Here is a 17194-nt window from a genome sequence, read left to right on the forward strand (position 1 = left end):
CCATGACAATGATCAAGAAAACCTTCCTTTCGGCTGTTGTCGCCTTGGGCTTTGCAGGTTCCGCTGCTTTCGCCGCCGGTGGTGAAGCGCATGTCGAAGACTTCGACTTCTCTTTCGAAGGGCCTTTCGGGTCCTTCGATGCCAACCAGCTGCAACGCGGTCTGCAAATCTACACCGAGGTATGCTCTGCCTGCCACGGGATGAAGTTTGTGCCGATCCGTACTCTTGCGGATGAAGGTGGCCCCCACCTTCCCGAAGATCAGGTCCGTGCCTATGCCGCGAACTTTGATATCTTCGACCCCGAGCTGGACGACACACGCCCCGGCACGCCGGTTGACCATTTCCCTGAGTCCGCGTTGGATACCGCGCCCGATCTCAGCTTGATGGCCAAGAAGCGCGCCGGTTTCCACGGGCCCTATGGTCTGGGGATCAACCAGTTCTTCAAAGGCATCGGCGGACCCGAATACATCGCGTCCCTGATGGTCGGCTATGAAGAAGCGCCTGCCTGTGCCCCCGAGGATTTCCCCGGTCACTACAACACAGCGTTCCCAAGCGGCGGTATCCCCGAATCCTGTAAGGACGAGAATGGCCACGCCACAATCGAAGGCAGCTGGATCGCGATGGCGCCCCCGCTGTACGGCGACGACGTGACCTATAACGACGGGCACGATTCTGACCTGCACCACGAAGCCGAAGACGTTGCGGCCTTCCTGATGTGGACAGCCGAGCCCAAGATGATGGCACGCAAGCAAGCCGGTTTTGCTGGCGTTCTGTTCCTGACGCTGTTGTCGGTACTGCTGTACCTGACCAACAAACGTCTGTGGGCGCCTGTGAAACACAAGGAAGACTGATCTTCCTTCACACGGCCAATGCCTGAATATAGCCCCCCGATCCATTGTGGTTCGGGGGGTTTTCTTTTTTTGCGGTAGTCGGCTGGTCGCCAAACGCGCGGGTCAAATACCGCGACAGACGGTGCCTATGGCTTAGCGGTGGAACCCTGCCACGCGGTCCAGCCGTACACCGCCATAGCCCGCAAGCACGGACATCACCGCGGCGGTGGCAGGGCCGTAGACGGTTAAACGCACCGGCATAAACAGGTCTGTAAACCGGTCAGCAAAGCGGCCACCGAACTGCGCAAAATGCGCCATCACGGCTGCATTGTCCGCATAACGTTCCAGCACAGTGCAGGTGCGTCGGTCGTCGGACATGTAGAATTCGCAATGCAGCGTGCGCGGTTCGTCTGCCTCTGCAGCCTGTACCATTTCATCAAGCAACGGTTGGACATTGTCGCCCTGACCATCCCGCACGTCCATCTCGAGGACCCATTCGATAATTTCGCTCATGTTAACCCTTTCTCGCTAGGGAATCACCCTAGAGGAGAAAGGTTTACAATCTGCAACGTCTCACACAGCCAGCAGATGCCCTGCGTTCTGGCCGGTGATCGTGGCCGAAATGATCGCGCCCTCGGTCTGGGGGGTGGCAAAATGGGTTTCGGTGAATTGTTCGGTCCGGCCCATGGTGGGGCTTTCCATCAACACCTGATGGGCGCGTCCTTGTTGGGCGGCCAAATGGCGCGCGACCTGCGCGTCACCTGCAGCACGCAGCTGCGCCGCGCGTTCCTTGATGAGCGTGCCGTTCACCGCAGGCATCCGTGCCGCGGGCGTGCCTTCGCGCGCCGAATAGGGGAAGACATGCAGCCATGTCAGATCGCAGTCCGTCACCAGCTTGATAGAGTTTTCGAACATCGCGTCGGTTTCGGTGGGGAAGCCGGCGATGATATCGGCCCCAAAGGTCATGTCGGGACGCAGTTTGCGGGCCTCTTGGGCAAAACGGATCGCATCGTCGCGCAGGTGGCGACGCTTCATCCGTTTCAGGATCATGTCGTCGCCGTGCTGCAAGGACAGATGCAGGTGCGGCATCAAGCGGGGCTCGGTGGCGATGGCCTGCATCAGGTTCTCGTCCACCTCGATCGAATCGATGGAGCTGATCCGCAGGCGTGGCAGGTCGGGCACCAGCCGCAGGATGCGCATCACCAGATCCCCCAGCTTGGGCGTCGCGGGAAGGTCCGCACCCCAACTGGTTAGATCGACGCCGGTCAGAACGACTTCGTTAAAGCCCTTGTCGACCAGTCGCTTGATCTGATCCACCACGACCCCCGCGGGGACCGAGCGGGAATTGCCGCGGCCATAGGGGATGATGCAGAAGGTGCAGCGGTGATCGCAGCCGTTCTGGACCTGCACATAGGCCCGGCTGCGTGTGCCGAACCCGTCGATGAGATGCCCCGCCGTTTCGGTCACCGACATGATGTCATCGACCTGCAGCGCCTCTGTCTCGCCGATGAAATCAGCGGCCAATCCCTGCCACGTCGCGCTCACCATCTTTTCGGTGTTGCCGATGACGGCGTCGACCTCTGCCATCTTGGTAAAGGTCTCCGGTTCGGTCTGGGCGGCGCAGCCGGTGACGATCAAACGCGCGTCCGGGTTGGCCTTGCGCAGTTTGCGGATGTCCTGACGCGCCTTGCGCACGGCCTCGGCAGTGACGGCGCAGGTGTTGACGATTACCGCGTCTTTCAGGCCAGCCTGTTCGGCCAGTTCCTTCATCGCTTCGGTCTCATAGGCGTTCAGGCGGCAGCCGTGATTCGAGAAGATCGGGGCGCTCATGTCAGGCTTTCCAGAAACGAAGGGGTCAGCACGCCGCTGAAGACATGGGCCGAGGGGCCGGTCATCCAGACGCCATCCTCGCGCCAGTCGATGTGCAGCGTGCCACCGTCCAGATCAATACGCACGGCGCGGCCTGTCAGCCCTCTGCGGGCCGCTGCCACGGCCGTCGCACAGCTCGAGGAGCCGGAGGCCAGCGTGATGCCCACACCCCGTTCCCACACGCGCATACGGATGTGATCGGGGCCGATGATCTGGGCGATCTGCACATTGGTGCGTTCGGGGTAAAGCGCGTGATGCTCGATACCGGGGCCAAAACCGGCCAGATCAATCGCGTCGACATCATCAACAAAGAAGGTGCAATGGGGGTTGCCCATGCCGGTGGCTGTCGGCGCACCGTCGATTGGCAGCTCAAGCGTATCCATCTGGCGAGCAAGCGGAATTTCGTCCCAGTCAAGCTGCGGGTGACCCATGTTGACCGATGTCAGCCCATTGCCTGCATCCCGCGCCGCCAGATCGCCGCGGTCGGTGGTCAGGTGCAGTTGGGTTTTACCGGTTTCCTCCATCAGGAACCGCGCGATGCAGCGCGTGGCATTGCCGCAAGCTGCAGAGGTAGAGCCGTCAGCGTTGAAGAACGTCAGATGCGCATCAGCCGCGCCACTGGTGATCACGGCCAGCTGGTCGAAGCCCACGCCGAACTGGCGATGTCCGATGGCCTGTGCAAGGGCAGGGGTCACCTTCGGGAGCGCCGGGGTACCGTCGGCACGCGCATCCAGCACATCTTTCTCGCGCGCATCCAGCACGACAAAATCATTGCCCAGCCCATGCATCTTCATGAAGGGCAAACCGTTGGTCAGATCACTATACATTCGGCGCATATAACGCGGCATTTGAAACTAATCCAGCGAGAGTGAAATTTTTCGTAAGTTTCCGCTTGACCCCAAGGCCGCACCTTTCTAGATACCCGCCTAGTGGGCCGTTAGCTCAGTTGGTAGAGCAACTGACTTTTAATCAGTAGGTCGATGGTTCGAACCCATCACGGCTCACCACTACTTTCCAGTCTCACTGGAACGGATAAAAACAGCGCCCCTCGGGGCGCTGTTTTTCGTTTCAGGTGTTGGGTTTAGGGCTTAGCCCGTATGGCCTTCAAAACATTTCAGCGCGATCCCTGCTTCTTGCAGTGATGATTTGACAGCGCGGGCAATATCGACGGCTTCGGGGGTGTCGCCGTGCAGACAGATCGTATCGATCGCGGCAGGAATTGTTTGGCCGCCCTCGGTCAGAATCGCACCGGCTTTGACCATTTTGACCATCCGTTCGCCCGCCAGTGCCGCATCGTGAATCACCGCACCGGGTTTAGAGCGGTCGACCAGCGTCGCGTCGTCGTTATAAGCGCGGTCGGCAAAGATCTCTCCGGCCCACTTACAGCCAAGCGATTGCACCGCGTCCTGCTGCGCCGTGGCGGCCAGCACCATGACGATCAGATCAGGCGCGACGCTGAGCGCGGCCTCATAAAGGTCACGGGCCAGTATCTCGTCCTCTGACGCCATATTGGCGAGCGCGCCGTGCAGTTTCAGGTGCCGCACCGATGTGCCAAGGCTGCGCGCCATGCCGACGCTGGCGGCGACCTGATAGCGGACCTGATTTTGCAGCGTGCCCCGTGGCACCGACATGCGGTTGCGGCCAAAACCGGCCAGATCCATGAAACCGGGGTGCGCACCGATACCGACGCCATTGTCACGCGCCAGCGCCATTGTGGCAGACATCACATCAGCGTCACCCGCATGGCCACCACAGGCGATGTTGGCAGAGCTGATGATTTGCAACAAAGCGGCATCATCGCCCATTTTCCACGGGCCAAAGCTTTCGCCCATATCGGCATTCAGATCGACGGTCGGCATTTAATGCTCCTCTTCAAAGGGGTTGTCGGTGGCAGAGATCGCGCCCCCCACCAGCTGATAGGCCAGCAGGTTGCGGATTTTGGCAGGGTCGCGGACCAGTGGCGTGACCTGCCCGCCAAGCGCCTTGATGTCTTGGCGGTGCTGCGTCTCGAGCGTGATGGCCTGTTCCAGCGTGATGAATTCGAACCGGATCGCGGCGCCTGATGCGGCTTGCGCCACGCGGGGCAGGTCGCGGGGAATCACGGTCCCGATGCGGGGATAGCCGCCGGTGGTCTGACATTCGCCCATCAGCACGAAAGGTGCGCCGTCGCCGGTGATCTGGATGTCGCCGGGTACGATAACTTCGGACAGGATGGACAGACCGCCCTCGGCGCTGAAACCGTCGCCGTCGTGGTCCATGCGCACGCCCATGCGGTTGGCACGCGGGTCGCGGGTAAAGGCGGTGGTCTCGAAGCGTTTGCGTTCATCAGCGGTAAAGTGGTCGGTCTGCATGCTGGCCACGACGCGCACGGTGCCGCCGTCAAAACGACTGTCGCGGGGCAGTTGCAGCCCCGTTTCGCGCGACTTGTCTGCCCCAAGGGGCAGCGCGTCGCCCGCAGCAAGCGGCTGGCCCAGTCCGGCGCTTAGGTGGCTGGCCCGTGCCCCCAACAGTGTGTCAGAGGCGATGCCCCCGCCCACATGCAGATAGCCATAGGTGCCGCCCGTGGTGCCGCCAATGGTCAGCTTTGCGCCCGCGGGCAGCATGTGGCTGGCGTTCCAGACGATGGCATCCCCGTCGATGCTGGCGGCCATGGTGGCCCCTGTCAGGGCGATACGGATGTCGGCGTCAGCCGTGAAGGTCCCGCCGGTGCCTGTCATCTCTATCACCGCAAGCTCGGGCGATTGGCCAAGCAGGGCGGCCCCTTCGTAAAGCGCCACGGGATCGGCGGCACCGCCCTTTGTAAGCCCTTGGGCACGCCAACCGGGACGGCCCATATCCTGTATGGTCAGGGCGGGACCGGCTTGGGAAATGGTGAGGGTCGCGCTCATGCCAGCACCTCTGTCTCTGCGCCGCCCTGGCCGGTTTCATCTGTCGCGGTGATCTTGTCATATTCGGCGCGCGATATGGAGGGGAAGCACAGCTCGTCCCCCGGTGACAGGGCAAAGGGTGTGTCGCTGCGCGGGCGGAAGGTCTTGAACGCGGTCTGCCCGATGTGGCGCCAGCCAGTGGGGGAGGCATTGGTGAAGATAATCAGCTGCCGGATCGCCACGATCAACGCGCCGGCGGGGACGGATTTTGTCAGCCCCTGCTGGCGCGGAATATCCCAGTTCTGCGGCAGTTCGCCCATATAGGGCTGGCCGGGGGCAAAGCCGATGGTCAGCACCCGTACGCGCGCCTGCGACAGCTGTGCAATCGCCGCATCGGGGTCCAGCCCCGCAAGCTCTGCCGCTTCTTCAAGCTGTGGCGCAAGGTCGGTGCCATAGACCGTTGGCACATGCCACAGCGTCCGCCCCGTCGGCAGGTCAGAGGTGTACCAGTCGCGCGTTGCCAGAAGGTCGTGCAGCCGGTCCAGCAGGGTGTCCACCGAAGCCGCCACCAGATCGATCTGCAGGAAGGTGGACACCAGCGATGTGCTCGTCTCTGTCACCTCGGGCCAGTCGGCGGCATCCACGGCGGCGCGAAACGACAGGGCGGCGCGGTTCGCGGGCTCTGACATCGTGTCCGCAAAACGCACCAGCACGCCGGACAGGCCAACGGTCTGGATCAGGGGGAAGTCGGTCATTGGGGCACCTGCCTTAAATTTTCGGGCAGCCAGGTCGCGATGTCGGGGAAGAAGATCAGGACAAAGACCATCACCACCATGATCAGGAACATCGGCAAGGCGGCTTTGGTGATATATCCCATCTCGTGATCCGTCATGCCTTGCAGCACGAACAGATTGAACCCGATCGGCGGCGTGATCTGCGCCATCTCGACCACGACCACAACAAAGATTCCGAACCAGATCAAGTCGATCCCCGCACCGCGCACCATCGGCTCAACCACAGCCATGGTCAGCACGACCGACGAAATACCATCAAGGAACATGCCCAGTACGATATAGAATACCAGCAGCGCCATCAGCAGTTGAAAGCGCGTCAGTTCAAGCGCTGCAATCCCGTCCGCCAGCGCACGGGGCAGGCCGGTAAAGCCCATCGACAGTTTAAGAAAGGCAGCACCCGCAAGGATCAATGCGATCATGGCAGAGGTGCGCATCGCCCCCATCAGGCTTTCCTGAAAGCTGGTCCAGTTCAGCGACCCCTGCATCAACGCCAGCGCCAGCGACCCCAGCACACCGATGGCCGCCGCCTCTGTCGCGGTGGCGTAGCCCAGATACATCGACCCGATCACCACCGTGATCAGCCCGAAGACCGGCAGCAGAAAGCGCGAGTTGCGCAGCTTGGCGGCAAAGCTCATCCCTGTCTCGACGCTGGGGTTCCAGTCCTTCGAGGTCAGCGCGATAAAGGCGACATAGGCCATGAACATCAGCGCCAGAATAAGCCCCGGCAGGACGCCGGCAAAGAACAGTTCGGTGATGCTTTCGTTCACGGTGACGCCGTAAACGATCAGCGCGAGCGAGGGCGGGATCATCAGCCCCAGCGTGGCGGCACCGGCCAGCGTGCCGATGATCATCTTTTCGGGATAATTGCGCGCCCGCAGTTCGGGGATCGACATTTTGCCCACGGTCGACAGCGTCGCGGCAGACGACCCTGACACGGCGGCAAACACGGTGCAGCCGACGATATTGGTATGCACCAGCCCGCCGGGCAATTTCGCCAGCCACGGCGACAGCCCTTTGAACATATCCTCGGATAGCCGCGTCCTGAATAGAATCTCACCCATCCAGATGAACAGCGGCAGCGCGGTCAGCGTCCACGAGCTGGACGAGGCCCAGATCGTCGTGACCATAGCATCGCCAACCGGGCGGGTGGTAAACAGTTCCATCCCGAACCAGGCGACGCCCATCAGCGCCAGGCCAACCCAGACGCCGGTGCCCAGCAGGAACAGCAGCACAGTGATAAACAGAATGATCGCGTAAAGTTCCGTCACAGCGTCACTCCCCAAAACTTTGATCGACAAGATCGCGGGTGAGACGGTGTTCGCCTTTTACGATCAGATAGAGCAGGTTATCGGTCAGCGCGATGGCGAGGATGCCACCGCCCACAACCATCACCGACTGCGGAATCCACAAGGATGTGGCGTCTTGCGACTGGCTGACTTCGTTGAATTTCCACGACCAGTAGACGAACCAATAGGCGTAGTAGGTGAAATACCACGCAATCGCCGCGGCAAGGCCGAAGCACCATATTTCAAGAAGCCGTTTCGGGCCTGCGGGCAGTGCGTTCAGCAGCACCGATACGCGGATATGCGCGCCACGGTTCAGCGCGTTGGCGAAAGCGAGGAAGCTGGCGGCGGCCATCGCATAGCCGGCATAGCTTGCCGCACCGGGGAAAACCTCGCCGGTCCAGCGGGCAACCATCTGCACCACGATCAGCAGCAGGATCGCGACAAGACTGACGGCAGCCAGGGCACCAGATGCGAAATAGATGAAATCAAGCAGGCGTCGCAGGATGTTCATGGGAAAGGTCTCCGGATTGGCGGATCGAACGTCAAACGGCGGCACCTGTGTGGGGCGCCGCCGTTCGTTGATTTACTGCATGGATTTGTAGCTATCGACGATCGCCTGACCGTCCTCGCCCGCATTCTCCAGCCATTCGGAGGTCATGGTGCCGCCAATGTCGCGCAGGCCGGACATCAGCTCTTCGCTGGCGGGTTCCACGGTCATGCCGCCTTCGCGCAGCCCGTCATAGGTGAACTGCGTATAGTCCTTGGAGGCTTGCAGCCCGCGCGTTTCCGCATCGCTTGCACAGGTGGTGATGATCGCCTTGTTCTCTTCCGAGACATCGTTCCACACGTCATTGTTGATCATGATGTAGTTGCGCGGCAGCCAGGCGTCGACCTCGTAGAAATGGGTCAGGCTTTCCCAGACTTTCTGGTCATAGCCGGTCGCACCGGACGAGATCATCGATTCCGCAACGCCGGTGGCAAAAGCCTGGCTCAGCTCGGCGGCTTCGATGGTGACGGGCAGCATGCCTGTCAGCTCTGCCAGACGGCTGGTGGCGTTGTTGTAGGACCGGAACTTGACGCCCTTCATGTCCTCGATCGTGTTGACCTCTTTCTTGAAGTACAGACCCTGTGGAGGCCATGGCACGTTATAAAGCAGCGTCAGGTTCTGCTCTGCCAAGAGCTCTTCGATCTTGGGTTTCGCGGCTTTCCACAGCTTGTCGGACGCCTCGAAGGACGGCGCGAGGAAGGGGATGGAATCAAAGCCGAAGATCGCGTTTTCATTCTGGTGCCCCGACAGGATGCGTTCGCCCAGCTGGACCTGACCGGTTTGGATCGCGCGTTTGATGTCGGCACCCGCGATCAGCGACCCGCCGGGGTGCACGGTGATCTCGATCTCGCCCGCGGTGCCTTCGGTCACGCAGTTGGCGAATTCAACGCCGTTCTCGGAATGGAAGTTCGACGCCGAATAGGCCATAGGCATGTCCCATTTCTCAGCCGCGAAAGCAGGCAGGGCGGTGGTGACCGTCAGGGCGGCGGTCGCGACGCCTGTCATCAATGTGGTGGTCCGTTTCATGTGGTTCTCTCCTTGTTGGTATGTCTTTGGTTTGCGGGGTTAGCCCCTGCTAAACCGTTGTGGTGCATAGGGCTGTAGGTCGGTGTTGACGGGTTGCCCCATAACCAATCCTGCGACGAGGCGGCCTGTTTTGGGCCCGCCTGTCAACCCGATGTGGTGATGCCCGAAGGCGGTAAAGACCCGGCTTGTGCCAACCTGTCCGATCAGGGGCAGGCTGTCGCTGGGGGCAGGTCGGTGCCCCAGCCATTCGATTTCGCGCGTGGCGCTAAGCTGTGGAAAGGCCGCCTTGGCCTGTCGCCGCAGCAGCGCCAGCGGTGCCTTGGACGGGGCTGCGTCAAGCCCGCCGAATTCCAGAATACCCGCGCAGCGTAGGCCCTGCGCCATGGGGGTGGCAACGAATTTCCCGCTGGCGATCATCACGGGGCGCACAGGCCCGCCCGTCGCCCCCTCGAATATCACATGATAGCCGCGTTCGCTTTCCAGCGGGACGTTCAGCCCCAGCTTGGCCATCAGCGGTTTCGACCAGACGCCGGTGGCCAGCACGATATCGTCACAGGCCACGCGGCCTTGGGTCGTCTCGACCCCGGAAATCGCGCCGCCGGACAGGTCGAAATCCTTGACCTCGGCCTGCAGGATCTTGCCGCCGCCCTGTTCGAACGCCCGCGCCAGCGCGCCGACATAGCCGCCGGGGTCGCGGATAAAGCCGTGGTCCTTCATGGTGGCAAGCAGGTGAATGTCCGACCCGAGCGTCGGTTCATACTCGTGTATCTGCGGCCCCTCGATCAGCTCTGGCGCGAACCCCGCCTCCGCCCGCAGCGCCCAGGTGTAGGCTTCGGCGTCAAACGCGGCGCGGTTTCGGTAGGCGAAAACATAATCGCTGTCCCTCACCCAGTCGGACAGGCCCAAATCAGCGGTCAGGCTTTTGTGTTGGTCCACACTGTCGCTGACAATAGGCGCGAGCCCCTGCGCAATCCGGCGGGTGTCGCGGTCGTTCGCGACCCGCAGATACTTTGCCAGCCAAGGCAGCAGACGCGGCAGATAGGGCAGGCGCAGGTAAAGCGGCACATCCGGGTTCAGCAGCATCGCGGGGGCTTTGGCGATCAGGCCGGGGGCGGTGACAGGTGCCACGGCGCAGGCTGCCAGCACGCCCGCGTTCCCATGCGACGTGCCTGTCCCCGGTGCCGCGCGGTCAATGATCGTGACCTGCGCGCCTGCGCGTTGCAGCCAGATCGCCGATGACACACCGACGATACCCGCCCCCACGACGACCACATGGCGCGTCATGGGCGACCCTTGGGATGAAAGCAAAGACGGTTCGACATGGTTCTTGATTCCTTTCCGCTCACTTTGGCAGGGAAAAGCAATACGTCAATAAAATGTTTACAAATTGTCATCGTTGTCGCCTGCGCAAGCATGTACCGCCAATTCGTTCATCGAAACGGGGAGGGTTAGCGAAGCCAGCCGTCTTCGAAAGCGATCTGACTGACGCCTGCCAGACGGATGATGCGGGCCAGCTCTGCCTCGAAGGCGGCTTGTTTGCCTTTGCCCCAACGGCTGCCCGGCTCTGGCCAAAGGGCGCGTACCACCAGCGTATCCCGGTCACGGTGTGCTTTCATATCCACCCGCGCGATGATGCTGTCGCCCTGCAGGATCGGAAAAACATAATAGCCATAGACCCGTTTGGGCGCGGGCACGAACATCTCTATCCGGTAGCGGAAGCCGAACAGACGTTCGGCGCGTTTGCGATCGCGCAAGGCCGGGTCAAAGGGGCTGAGCACGCGCAGCCGTGCGGTCGGAGCCATGTCTATCGCGGGGTCGCTTGCCAGACCGGGACGGGCAAAGCTGCGATGGACTGTGCCGTCGGCACCCGCGATCTGCACCTGCTCGACACGTCCGGCGGCCTGTTCACGCTGGACCCATGCCTTCGCCTCTGCCGGAGAGATATGCGCCCAGAATGCCGCCAGCTCCCCCGGTGTGGCAAAGCCCAGACGATCCAGCGCGCCGTTGCAGCACCAATCAATGGTCTGCGCCTCACCCGGTGCCTGCGACGGGTCGCATAGCGCCGCGTCAATCACCCGCTCTGTCAGGTCATAGCGTTTCTGGAAGCCGTCCCGCCCTACAACGCAAAGCGCACCGGCGCGCCACAGATATTCCAGCGCGGTTTTGGAGGGATGCCAATCCCACCACCCGCCATTCGAGCGTGGTTCATCCTGCCCGACATCAGACGACGACACCGGCCCCTGTGCGCGGATCTGGTCGAGCACGGTCTGGAACCGCCCCTCGAAATCATGTTGGTGCCAGTTCTTGTACCGCTGGCGCAGCATCTGCGCGTCCCTCTGGCGGCGCAATTCCCAATGGGGGTAGTATCCCATCGGGATCACCGCGGCGTCATGGGTCCAGTGCTCAAACAGCGCCCCATCGCGTTCATACAGCGTCTTCAACGCTTGCGGGCGATAGCGTTGGCGGCGCGAGAACAGGATCAGGTCATGCGCCCGCGCCACGGTATTGATGCTGTCCAACTGCACAAAGCCCAGGCCCTGGATCAGCTGCAACAGGTCTTTCCCGCTGGCGGGCCCTTGGGGCGCATCGCTCAGCAGATGGCGATGCAGAAAGATGCGACGGGCGTCGCGGTTGCCGATCAGCGGCAGGGTCATACCTTGCGGTTGCGGCGCAGCGTGTCCCCCAGCGACAGGGTCGGTGTCAGCGTAATCTGCGTCTGCAGGTCGGGGTCCGGTTCATCCAGTGTATCGTTCAGAATGATACGCGCCGCGGCCTGTCCGATCTCGAGCCGACAGGCGTCCATCGTGGCAAGCTGACGGGGCAAGCCCTGTAGCAGTTCGACGTTGTTGAAACCGGCAAGGCCGATCTGGCCCGGAATATCGATGCCCTGATCGATCAGATACAGCAATCCGCCCGCGCCGATCATGTCGTTTGAATAATACAGGAAATCCAGCTCGGGCGACCGCTCAAGCATGTCTTGCGTCATCTCGCGCCCCTTGGCCAGCGCAGAGCCGCCAGAGTAGAACGCGCGGTCCTCGATCTCTATCCCGGCTTTGGCGAGCCCTTCGGTAAACCCTTCGAACCGTTTGCGGGCACGGTGGTCGAGCGGCATCTTGGTGCCCATGAAACCGATGTGTTCATAGCCTTCCTTTAGGATCGCCTTGGCCATCTCCTGCCCCGCACGGCGGTGCGAGATGCCGACCATCGCATCAATCGGGCGCCCGTCAACATCCATGATCTCGACCACGGGGATGCCCGCGTTCTTGAGCATGGCACGCGTCGCATCACTATGTTCCAGCCCCGCGATGATCACGCCCGAGGGCCGCCACGACAGCATTTCATAAAGAACACGTTCTTCTTTCTCGGGCATATAGTCCGTGACGCCCACGACCGGCTGCAGCGGCGTGTCTTCAAGCACCTGATTGACGCCGTTCAGCACCTCGGGAAAGACCATGTTCGACAGCGACGGGATAATCACCGCGACAAGGTTCACCCGTTGGGACGCCAGCGATCCGGCAATCTGGTTGGGCACATACCCCAGCTCTTTCGCCGCAGCCAGCACCCGCCGCCGCGTCGCTTCGGACACGTCGCCGCGTTTTCGCAGAACCCGGCTGACCGTCATTTCCGACACCCCGCAGGCATCGGATACATCACGAAGGGTCAACGGGCGTTTCGGAGGCTGTGTCAAAGGCGCTTGTCCTGCTTGAAAGTGGTATTCTATCAACAGCGTAGTGTGTCGGTTGGGCGCAGGCAATCACCATATCAAGCCCCCCACCACAGCGCCGCCATACCACCGTGCAGTGTGGCTGGATCACCACCCCGTTTTGCGCTAAGCCAATCCCGTGGCCCCGTGGCTCAACTGGATAGAGCAGCCCCCTCCTAAGGGGCAGGTTGCAGGTTCGAATCCTGCCGGGGTCACCATTCCTGCCTGAGAACGTGACCTATTTGCGGGGAAAGCCGAACGCGTGGGGGTAAGGGGGCGGCCTAACGTCATCGGCAAGCAGGACGTATTCGACACGGCGTGCAGCGATTGCGCATTTCATGATGGCAGAATGCGAGACGTTCTCACGGTCTGCGCGAAACCGGACCTCGACGCCATCAGCGGCGAAGGTCCGGAGCGATACTTGTGAGCAGACCGTGCCTTATGCAGGCTGTAACCTGTGCCTCGTGTCTGTCAGTCTGCGATTGTCACGCCGATTTTGCCCATATGCGACTTTTCCAGAAATGCCTTCTGCGCCGCGTGCAAGTCAGCCAAGGGATAGGTTTCGGCGACCACGGGCTTGATCTCGCCTGCTTCGATGTAGCTGACCAAATCAGTGAATACGCTTGGGGCTTGCCGGGTGCTCCCGATGAGGGTCAGATCCTTGAGGTAGAGGGTCCGCAGATCAAGTTCGACGATCGGACCGGCAATCGCGCCCGACGTGACGTAGCGCCCCCGTGGCACCAAAGCATCAAGCAGTTCGGGCCAGCGCGGCCCCCCTACAAGGTCGAGCACGACGTCGAAGGCGTCGTTTGGATAAGGCTCATTCCGGTCGATCACCGCATCCGCGCCGAGGGCTTTCAGCGACTCCATTTTCGCCGGGCTGGTAGAGGCCGTGACATGGGCACCGCGCCGCTTGGCCAGTTGCACCGCCGCCGATCCGACGCCGCCGGATGCGCCGGTGATCAAGACGCGCTCGTCCCCCAGTCCGGCGCGTTGGATCATGCCTTCGGCAGTGGAGAATGCGCAAGGAAAGGACGCGAGCTCGACATCCGAAAGCGGGCTTTCGATCCGTAGTGCGTTTTCCTCGCCCACGGTGGTGTATTCCGCGAAGCCGCCATTGCGCTCCGAGCCGAAGGTCACAAGCGCATCTGATCCGGCACCGGCCGGACGGTACATCGGCCGCACCAGCACGCGCTGACCGATCCGCGCCGCGTCCACTCCGTCCCCGACCGCAACGATCTCTCCGCAGCAGTCCGCGCCTTGGATGCGTGGAAAGCTGAGCGCACCGGACCAGCCGCCGTCGGCATCAGACGCCCCCGCGTAACCCTCGGTTGCAGCCGACCCCGTGTCGCCCCGCACCGCTTTCGAATACCAGCCGGTTCGGGTGTTGACGTCGGTATTGTTCACCGCCGATGCGCCCACACGGATCAAGACCTCGCCAACCTCTGGTTGCGGCATCGGAACGTCGTCACACCACTCAAGCTTGTCCAGCCCGCCATGGCCGGTGAGGCGTACAGCTTTCATCGTTTCAGGAAGCGTCATAGGGGAAATCTCCGATGTAGAATGATTGCTCTACTTGCGTATGTAGAGGGATCACTCTACATCGTCAAGCATGACCGATATGATGAGCAAGATATCCGCAGGGCTTGAACGCGCCTTTGCCAATCGGGGCTTTGCCGAGCCTAGCGTCGAAGACCTGCGGGATGCTGCGGGCGTGAGCCTTCGCACGCTTTACAAATACACGCCGTCGCGGGCGGAAATGGTGCTTGCTGCGTTGGAGAACCGGCATCATCGCTATCTCGCCCGCGTGTTTGATGACCTGCCAGAGGACCCGAGCGAGGCGCTTGATACGATACTGACCCGCGTTGGAAACTGGATGGTGACCGAGAGCGCGCATGGCTGCCTCTTTCATGCTGCAGTGGCCGCTGAACCGGGCAGTCAGCCGCTGCGCGAATTACTGGAACGTCACAAGGCAGAGGTCGCGGAAAGGGCCGCAGCGGCGACCGCGTTGAAGGGGGCCGATACCGCGCTGTTGTTGATCATCGAAGGGCTGACGCAAGCATGGCCCCTGCATCATGAGGCCGCTCTGGATGCGGCCAAGCGATTAGGTCTGTCGCTGCTGCCACCGGATCATTGACGGCCCACAGCCGGATGTCGTGATGGTCCCACATTCCGGCCCGCTTGTGTTCTTGGGGGGGCTGCCCATAGCTCAGGTGTAAACCTGAATGGCTGGCACCGCTGTGGTCGAGCGGTTGTTTTATTCTGCACAACAGATTGGCACATGCGTATTTTCTGCGCACTGTTTGGGCGCAGCATGTCGTAAGCCGCTGGCGCACGAGGGATGCCAGATTGAAGTTGCACCGATGATCGCGGATCAAAATGCATGAATACAGATCTGCGTATCCTGGTTGTAGAGCCAAACCCCGAGCGCGTGCGTGACATCGTGGATGCACTGCGCGAAGCGGGTTGGTCTGACGTCAAGGCTTTGCTGCAGATGTCGGAGCTGAACCAGACGGTGCGGGAATTTTCACCGGACATCGTTCTTATCGACCTGACAAACCCGGACCGCGATACGCTTGAACATATCTCTCACGCGACCGAGACGACCAAGCGGGCGGTCGCGCTGTTTGTGGATCAGACGGATGAGAACCTGACGCAGGCGGCGCTGAATGCCGGGGTCAGCGCTTATGTGGTGGATGGTCTTCAGATGGACCGGATCAAACCCGTGCTGCAAACGGCCATCGCGCGCTTTAAAATGATGCGTCAATTCCACTTCGAACTGAATGCTGCCAAGCAAGCGCTGGAGGATCGCAAGACGATCGACCGCGCAAAGGGGATCTTGATGCGCCAACGCGGCATGTCCGAGGATGACGCCTATAAGCTGCTGCGCACCACCGCGATGAGCCAGAATCGCAAGGTCATCGATGTGGCGCAAGCATTGGTGACGGCAGCGGATCTGTTGTCATGAGCGAGGTTGTTCTGAACTGTGGCTATGTCCCGTTGGTTGATTGCGCCCCGCTGGTCATCGCGAAAGAGCTGGGATTTGCTGCCGAACAGGGGCTCGCGCTTAATCTTTTGCGTCAGCCTTCGTGGTCTGCACTGCGCGATATGCTGGCACTGGGGCATCTGGATGCCGCGCATATGCTGTCGCCAATGCCGGTGGCCATGTCCATCGGGATGGGTGGATTGCCCGCGCGGGTAGATGCGCTGATGGTCTTGTCCGTGAACGGCACGGTGTTCGGCGTCTCTAACGCTGTTGCTTCCGCATTGGAGGACGTGCGCTTTGGGGACACGACCGCATTGCTGTCGGGGCTCAGCGCGCGCGGTGCCAAACCGCTGCGTGTGGGTATCCCGTTCCACTATTCCATGCACCGGCTGCTGCTGTCTTATTGGGCCGCGCAAGCGCCCGACCTGCAGATCGAGGAAGTCACCGTGCCGCCGATGCGTATGGCGGATGCAGTCTCGGACGGGTTTGTCGATGCCTTTTGGGTGGGCGAGCCCTGGGGCGGTGTGGCCGTGCAGAATAATGTTGCCAAGCTGATGATGGCGGGCCGCGATGTCTGGCAGTTCGCGCCGGAGAAGGTGCTTGCCGCGCGCCATGAGTGGGCCTCGCAGAACGAGGACAGCGTGCGTCGCCTGATGCGGGCGGTATACCAAGCGTCGGCCTGGCTTGATGCGCCTGGAAACAAGCCGCTGGCGGTGGAGATCTTGGGGCGCAGTGAACACCTGAGCATGTCGCCCGATTTGATCGATCCGGCGCTGACCGGGCATATCGTCCCCCGAACGGGGGCCTCTCCGGTCACGGTGGACCGGTTCTTGCAGTTCCACAGCCATGCCGCCTCTTTCCCGTGGCGCAGTCAGGCGGCGTGGATCGCGCATCACCTAGGTGCCGACGCCGCGGGAATCGAGAAAGCCAAAACCTGTTTTCGCGCCGATCTTTTCCGCCAGAATCTGTCTGATATCGGCGCTGATATGCCCCAATCCTCCGAGAAAACCGAAGGGGCGATGACGTTGCCAACATCTGTAGCATCTGCGCGGGGAGAGATGATTCTTTCGCCCGACGCCTTTTTTGACGGCAGAACGTTTGATTTCACCGCAGCTGTGCGATGAATTCTTAAGCGGCTTCTGCATGGGCCTCTGAAAAACTGCCGCAATGCAGAAAATTCGTTGCGTGAAGCCGCGTCTATGAGCCACGCTTGATACCAAGGGACAACGTTGTCCGACCTATACCGCTGACCAATGCTGGTCGCACATCACTCAGAGCAATGCCGC

At 61.4% G+C, this 17194-nt stretch carries 17 protein-coding genes and 2 tRNA genes; 6 read left to right on the top strand and 13 right to left on the bottom strand.

The annotated features are described in order from the left end of the window. Positions 1-2 precede the first annotated feature (2 nt). A complete protein-coding gene (locus tag ABM428_RS02510; protein WP_037942948.1) occupies positions 3-851 on the top strand; it encodes a cytochrome c1 in 849 nt (282 codons plus the stop codon). Between the two features lie 132 nt (positions 852-983). On the opposite strand, the gene ABM428_RS02515 is transcribed toward ABM428_RS02510, so the two are convergent. From ABM428_RS02515 to dapF, 3 genes are read right to left on the bottom strand one after another with little or no spacing between them, the layout of a single operon-like run. Then, positions 984-1343, bottom strand: coding sequence for an antibiotic biosynthesis monooxygenase (locus ABM428_RS02515; RefSeq protein ID WP_353628130.1), 360 nt, complete (start codon positions 1341-1343; stop codon positions 984-986). Positions 1344-1403: 60 nt separating this feature from the next. Further along, positions 1404-2660, bottom strand: coding sequence for a tRNA (N(6)-L-threonylcarbamoyladenosine(37)-C(2))-methylthiotransferase MtaB (gene mtaB / locus ABM428_RS02520; protein WP_353628131.1), 1257 nt, complete (start codon positions 2658-2660; stop codon positions 1404-1406). Continuing rightward, complete coding sequence (gene dapF / locus ABM428_RS02525; RefSeq protein ID WP_353628333.1) at positions 2657-3526, bottom strand: diaminopimelate epimerase; 870 nt, start codon at positions 3524-3526, stop codon at positions 2657-2659. Before dapF ends, mtaB begins: the two co-directional genes overlap by 4 nt. A 104-nt stretch (positions 3527-3630) precedes the next feature. Here dapF and ABM428_RS02530 point away from each other — a divergent pair. Next, positions 3631-3706 (top strand) — tRNA-Lys (locus ABM428_RS02530). Between the two features lie 81 nt (positions 3707-3787). On the opposite strand, the gene ABM428_RS02535 is transcribed toward ABM428_RS02530, so the two are convergent. From ABM428_RS02535 to ABM428_RS02575, 9 genes are all read right to left on the bottom strand, one after another. Then, positions 3788-4558, bottom strand: coding sequence for a LamB/YcsF family protein (locus ABM428_RS02535; protein ID WP_132997445.1), 771 nt, complete (start codon positions 4556-4558; stop codon positions 3788-3790). Next, the gene (locus ABM428_RS02540) at positions 4559-5587 is read right to left on the bottom strand and encodes an urea amidolyase (RefSeq protein WP_353628132.1); all 1029 of its coding nucleotides are present in this window, start codon (positions 5585-5587) and stop codon (positions 4559-4561) included. It abuts the gene before it with no gap. After that, a complete protein-coding gene (locus tag ABM428_RS02545) occupies positions 5584-6321 on the bottom strand; it encodes an allophanate hydrolase subunit 1 (protein WP_005850971.1) in 738 nt (245 codons plus the stop codon). The genes ABM428_RS02540 and ABM428_RS02545 overlap by 4 nt, the downstream gene beginning before the upstream one ends. Further along, positions 6318-7628 carry a TRAP transporter large permease gene (locus tag ABM428_RS02550; protein ID WP_009825820.1) on the bottom strand — a complete coding sequence of 437 codons (1311 nt, stop codon included), beginning with the start codon at positions 7626-7628 and terminating at the stop codon, positions 6318-6320. The genes ABM428_RS02545 and ABM428_RS02550 overlap by 4 nt, the downstream gene beginning before the upstream one ends. 4 nt (positions 7629-7632) lie before the next feature. Then, positions 7633-8157, bottom strand: a complete 525-nt coding sequence (locus ABM428_RS02555; protein ID WP_005850973.1) for a TRAP transporter small permease — start codon at positions 8155-8157, stop codon at positions 7633-7635. 72 nt (positions 8158-8229) lie between these two features. After that, positions 8230-9219 carry a TRAP transporter substrate-binding protein gene (locus ABM428_RS02560; RefSeq protein ID WP_005850974.1) on the bottom strand — a complete coding sequence of 330 codons (990 nt, stop codon included), beginning with the start codon at positions 9217-9219 and terminating at the stop codon, positions 8230-8232. 39 nt (positions 9220-9258) lie between these two features. Beyond that, the gene (locus tag ABM428_RS02565) at positions 9259-10527 is read right to left on the bottom strand and encodes an FAD-dependent oxidoreductase (protein ID WP_353628133.1); all 1269 of its coding nucleotides are present in this window, start codon (positions 10525-10527) and stop codon (positions 9259-9261) included. A 140-nt stretch (positions 10528-10667) separates the two neighbouring features. Next, positions 10668-11873, bottom strand: coding sequence for a DNA glycosylase AlkZ-like family protein (locus ABM428_RS02570; RefSeq protein ID WP_353628134.1), 1206 nt, complete (start codon positions 11871-11873; stop codon positions 10668-10670). Beyond that, positions 11870-12907, bottom strand: a complete 1038-nt coding sequence (locus ABM428_RS02575) for a LacI family DNA-binding transcriptional regulator (protein ID WP_037942958.1) — start codon at positions 12905-12907, stop codon at positions 11870-11872. The genes ABM428_RS02570 and ABM428_RS02575 overlap by 4 nt, the downstream gene beginning before the upstream one ends. Before the next feature lie 156 nt (positions 12908-13063). On the opposite strand from ABM428_RS02575, the gene ABM428_RS02580 reads away from it, so the two are divergent. After that, a tRNA-Arg gene (locus tag ABM428_RS02580) sits at positions 13064-13140 on the top strand. Between the two features lie 253 nt (positions 13141-13393). On the opposite strand, the gene ABM428_RS02585 is transcribed toward ABM428_RS02580, so the two are convergent. Further along, positions 13394-14464, bottom strand: coding sequence for an alcohol dehydrogenase family protein (locus tag ABM428_RS02585; RefSeq protein ID WP_353628135.1), 1071 nt, complete (start codon positions 14462-14464; stop codon positions 13394-13396). Positions 14465-14546: 82 nt separating this feature from the next. Here ABM428_RS02585 and ABM428_RS02590 point away from each other — a divergent pair, with 82 nt between their 5' ends. From ABM428_RS02590 to ABM428_RS02600, 3 genes are all read left to right on the top strand, one after another. Beyond that, positions 14547-15059: a TetR/AcrR family transcriptional regulator gene (locus ABM428_RS02590; RefSeq protein WP_353628136.1), complete on the top strand. Its 513-nt coding sequence runs from the start codon at positions 14547-14549 to the stop codon at positions 15057-15059. Between the two features lie 246 nt (positions 15060-15305). Next, a complete protein-coding gene (locus tag ABM428_RS02595; protein WP_353628137.1) occupies positions 15306-15890 on the top strand; it encodes an ANTAR domain-containing protein in 585 nt (194 codons plus the stop codon). Then, the gene (locus ABM428_RS02600; protein WP_037964687.1) at positions 15887-17032 is read left to right on the top strand and encodes an ABC transporter substrate-binding protein; all 1146 of its coding nucleotides are present in this window, start codon (positions 15887-15889) and stop codon (positions 17030-17032) included. Before ABM428_RS02595 ends, ABM428_RS02600 begins: the two co-directional genes overlap by 4 nt. Positions 17033-17194 lie beyond the last annotated feature (162 nt).

The organism is Sulfitobacter sp. TCYB15, assembly GCF_040435955.1.
Classification (GTDB): domain Bacteria; phylum Pseudomonadota; class Alphaproteobacteria; order Rhodobacterales; family Rhodobacteraceae; genus Sulfitobacter; species Sulfitobacter pontiacus.

Excerpts from the sequence above, each read along its gene's own strand:
- ABM428_RS02510 (WP_037942948.1), top strand. The coding sequence starts at position 3 with ATGACAATGATCAAGAAAACCTTCCTTTCGGCTGTTGTCGCCTTGGGC.
- ABM428_RS02515 (WP_353628130.1), bottom strand. The coding sequence starts at position 1,343 with ATGAGCGAAATTATCGAATGGGTCCTCGAGATGGACGTGCGGGATGGT.
- mtaB (WP_353628131.1), bottom strand. The coding sequence starts at position 2,660 with ATGAGCGCCCCGATCTTCTCGAATCACGGCTGCCGCCTGAACGCCTAT.
- dapF (WP_353628333.1), bottom strand. The coding sequence starts at position 3,526 with ATGTATAGTGATCTGACCAACGGTTTGCCCTTCATGAAGATGCATGGG.
- ABM428_RS02535 (WP_132997445.1), bottom strand. The coding sequence starts at position 4,558 with ATGCCGACCGTCGATCTGAATGCCGATATGGGCGAAAGCTTTGGCCCG.
- ABM428_RS02540 (WP_353628132.1), bottom strand. The coding sequence starts at position 5,587 with ATGAGCGCGACCCTCACCATTTCCCAAGCCGGTCCCGCCCTGACCATA.
- ABM428_RS02545 (WP_005850971.1), bottom strand. The coding sequence starts at position 6,321 with ATGACCGACTTCCCCCTGATCCAGACCGTTGGCCTGTCCGGCGTGCTG.
- ABM428_RS02555 (WP_005850973.1), bottom strand. The coding sequence starts at position 8,157 with ATGAACATCCTGCGACGCCTGCTTGATTTCATCTATTTCGCATCTGGT.
- ABM428_RS02560 (WP_005850974.1), bottom strand. The coding sequence starts at position 9,219 with ATGAAACGGACCACCACATTGATGACAGGCGTCGCGACCGCCGCCCTG.
- ABM428_RS02570 (WP_353628134.1), bottom strand. The coding sequence starts at position 11,873 with ATGACCCTGCCGCTGATCGGCAACCGCGACGCCCGTCGCATCTTTCTG.
- ABM428_RS02585 (WP_353628135.1), bottom strand. The coding sequence starts at position 14,464 with ATGACGCTTCCTGAAACGATGAAAGCTGTACGCCTCACCGGCCATGGC.
- ABM428_RS02590 (WP_353628136.1), top strand. The coding sequence starts at position 14,547 with ATGAGCAAGATATCCGCAGGGCTTGAACGCGCCTTTGCCAATCGGGGC.
- ABM428_RS02595 (WP_353628137.1), top strand. The coding sequence starts at position 15,306 with ATGAATACAGATCTGCGTATCCTGGTTGTAGAGCCAAACCCCGAGCGC.
- ABM428_RS02600 (WP_037964687.1), top strand. The coding sequence starts at position 15,887 with ATGAGCGAGGTTGTTCTGAACTGTGGCTATGTCCCGTTGGTTGATTGC.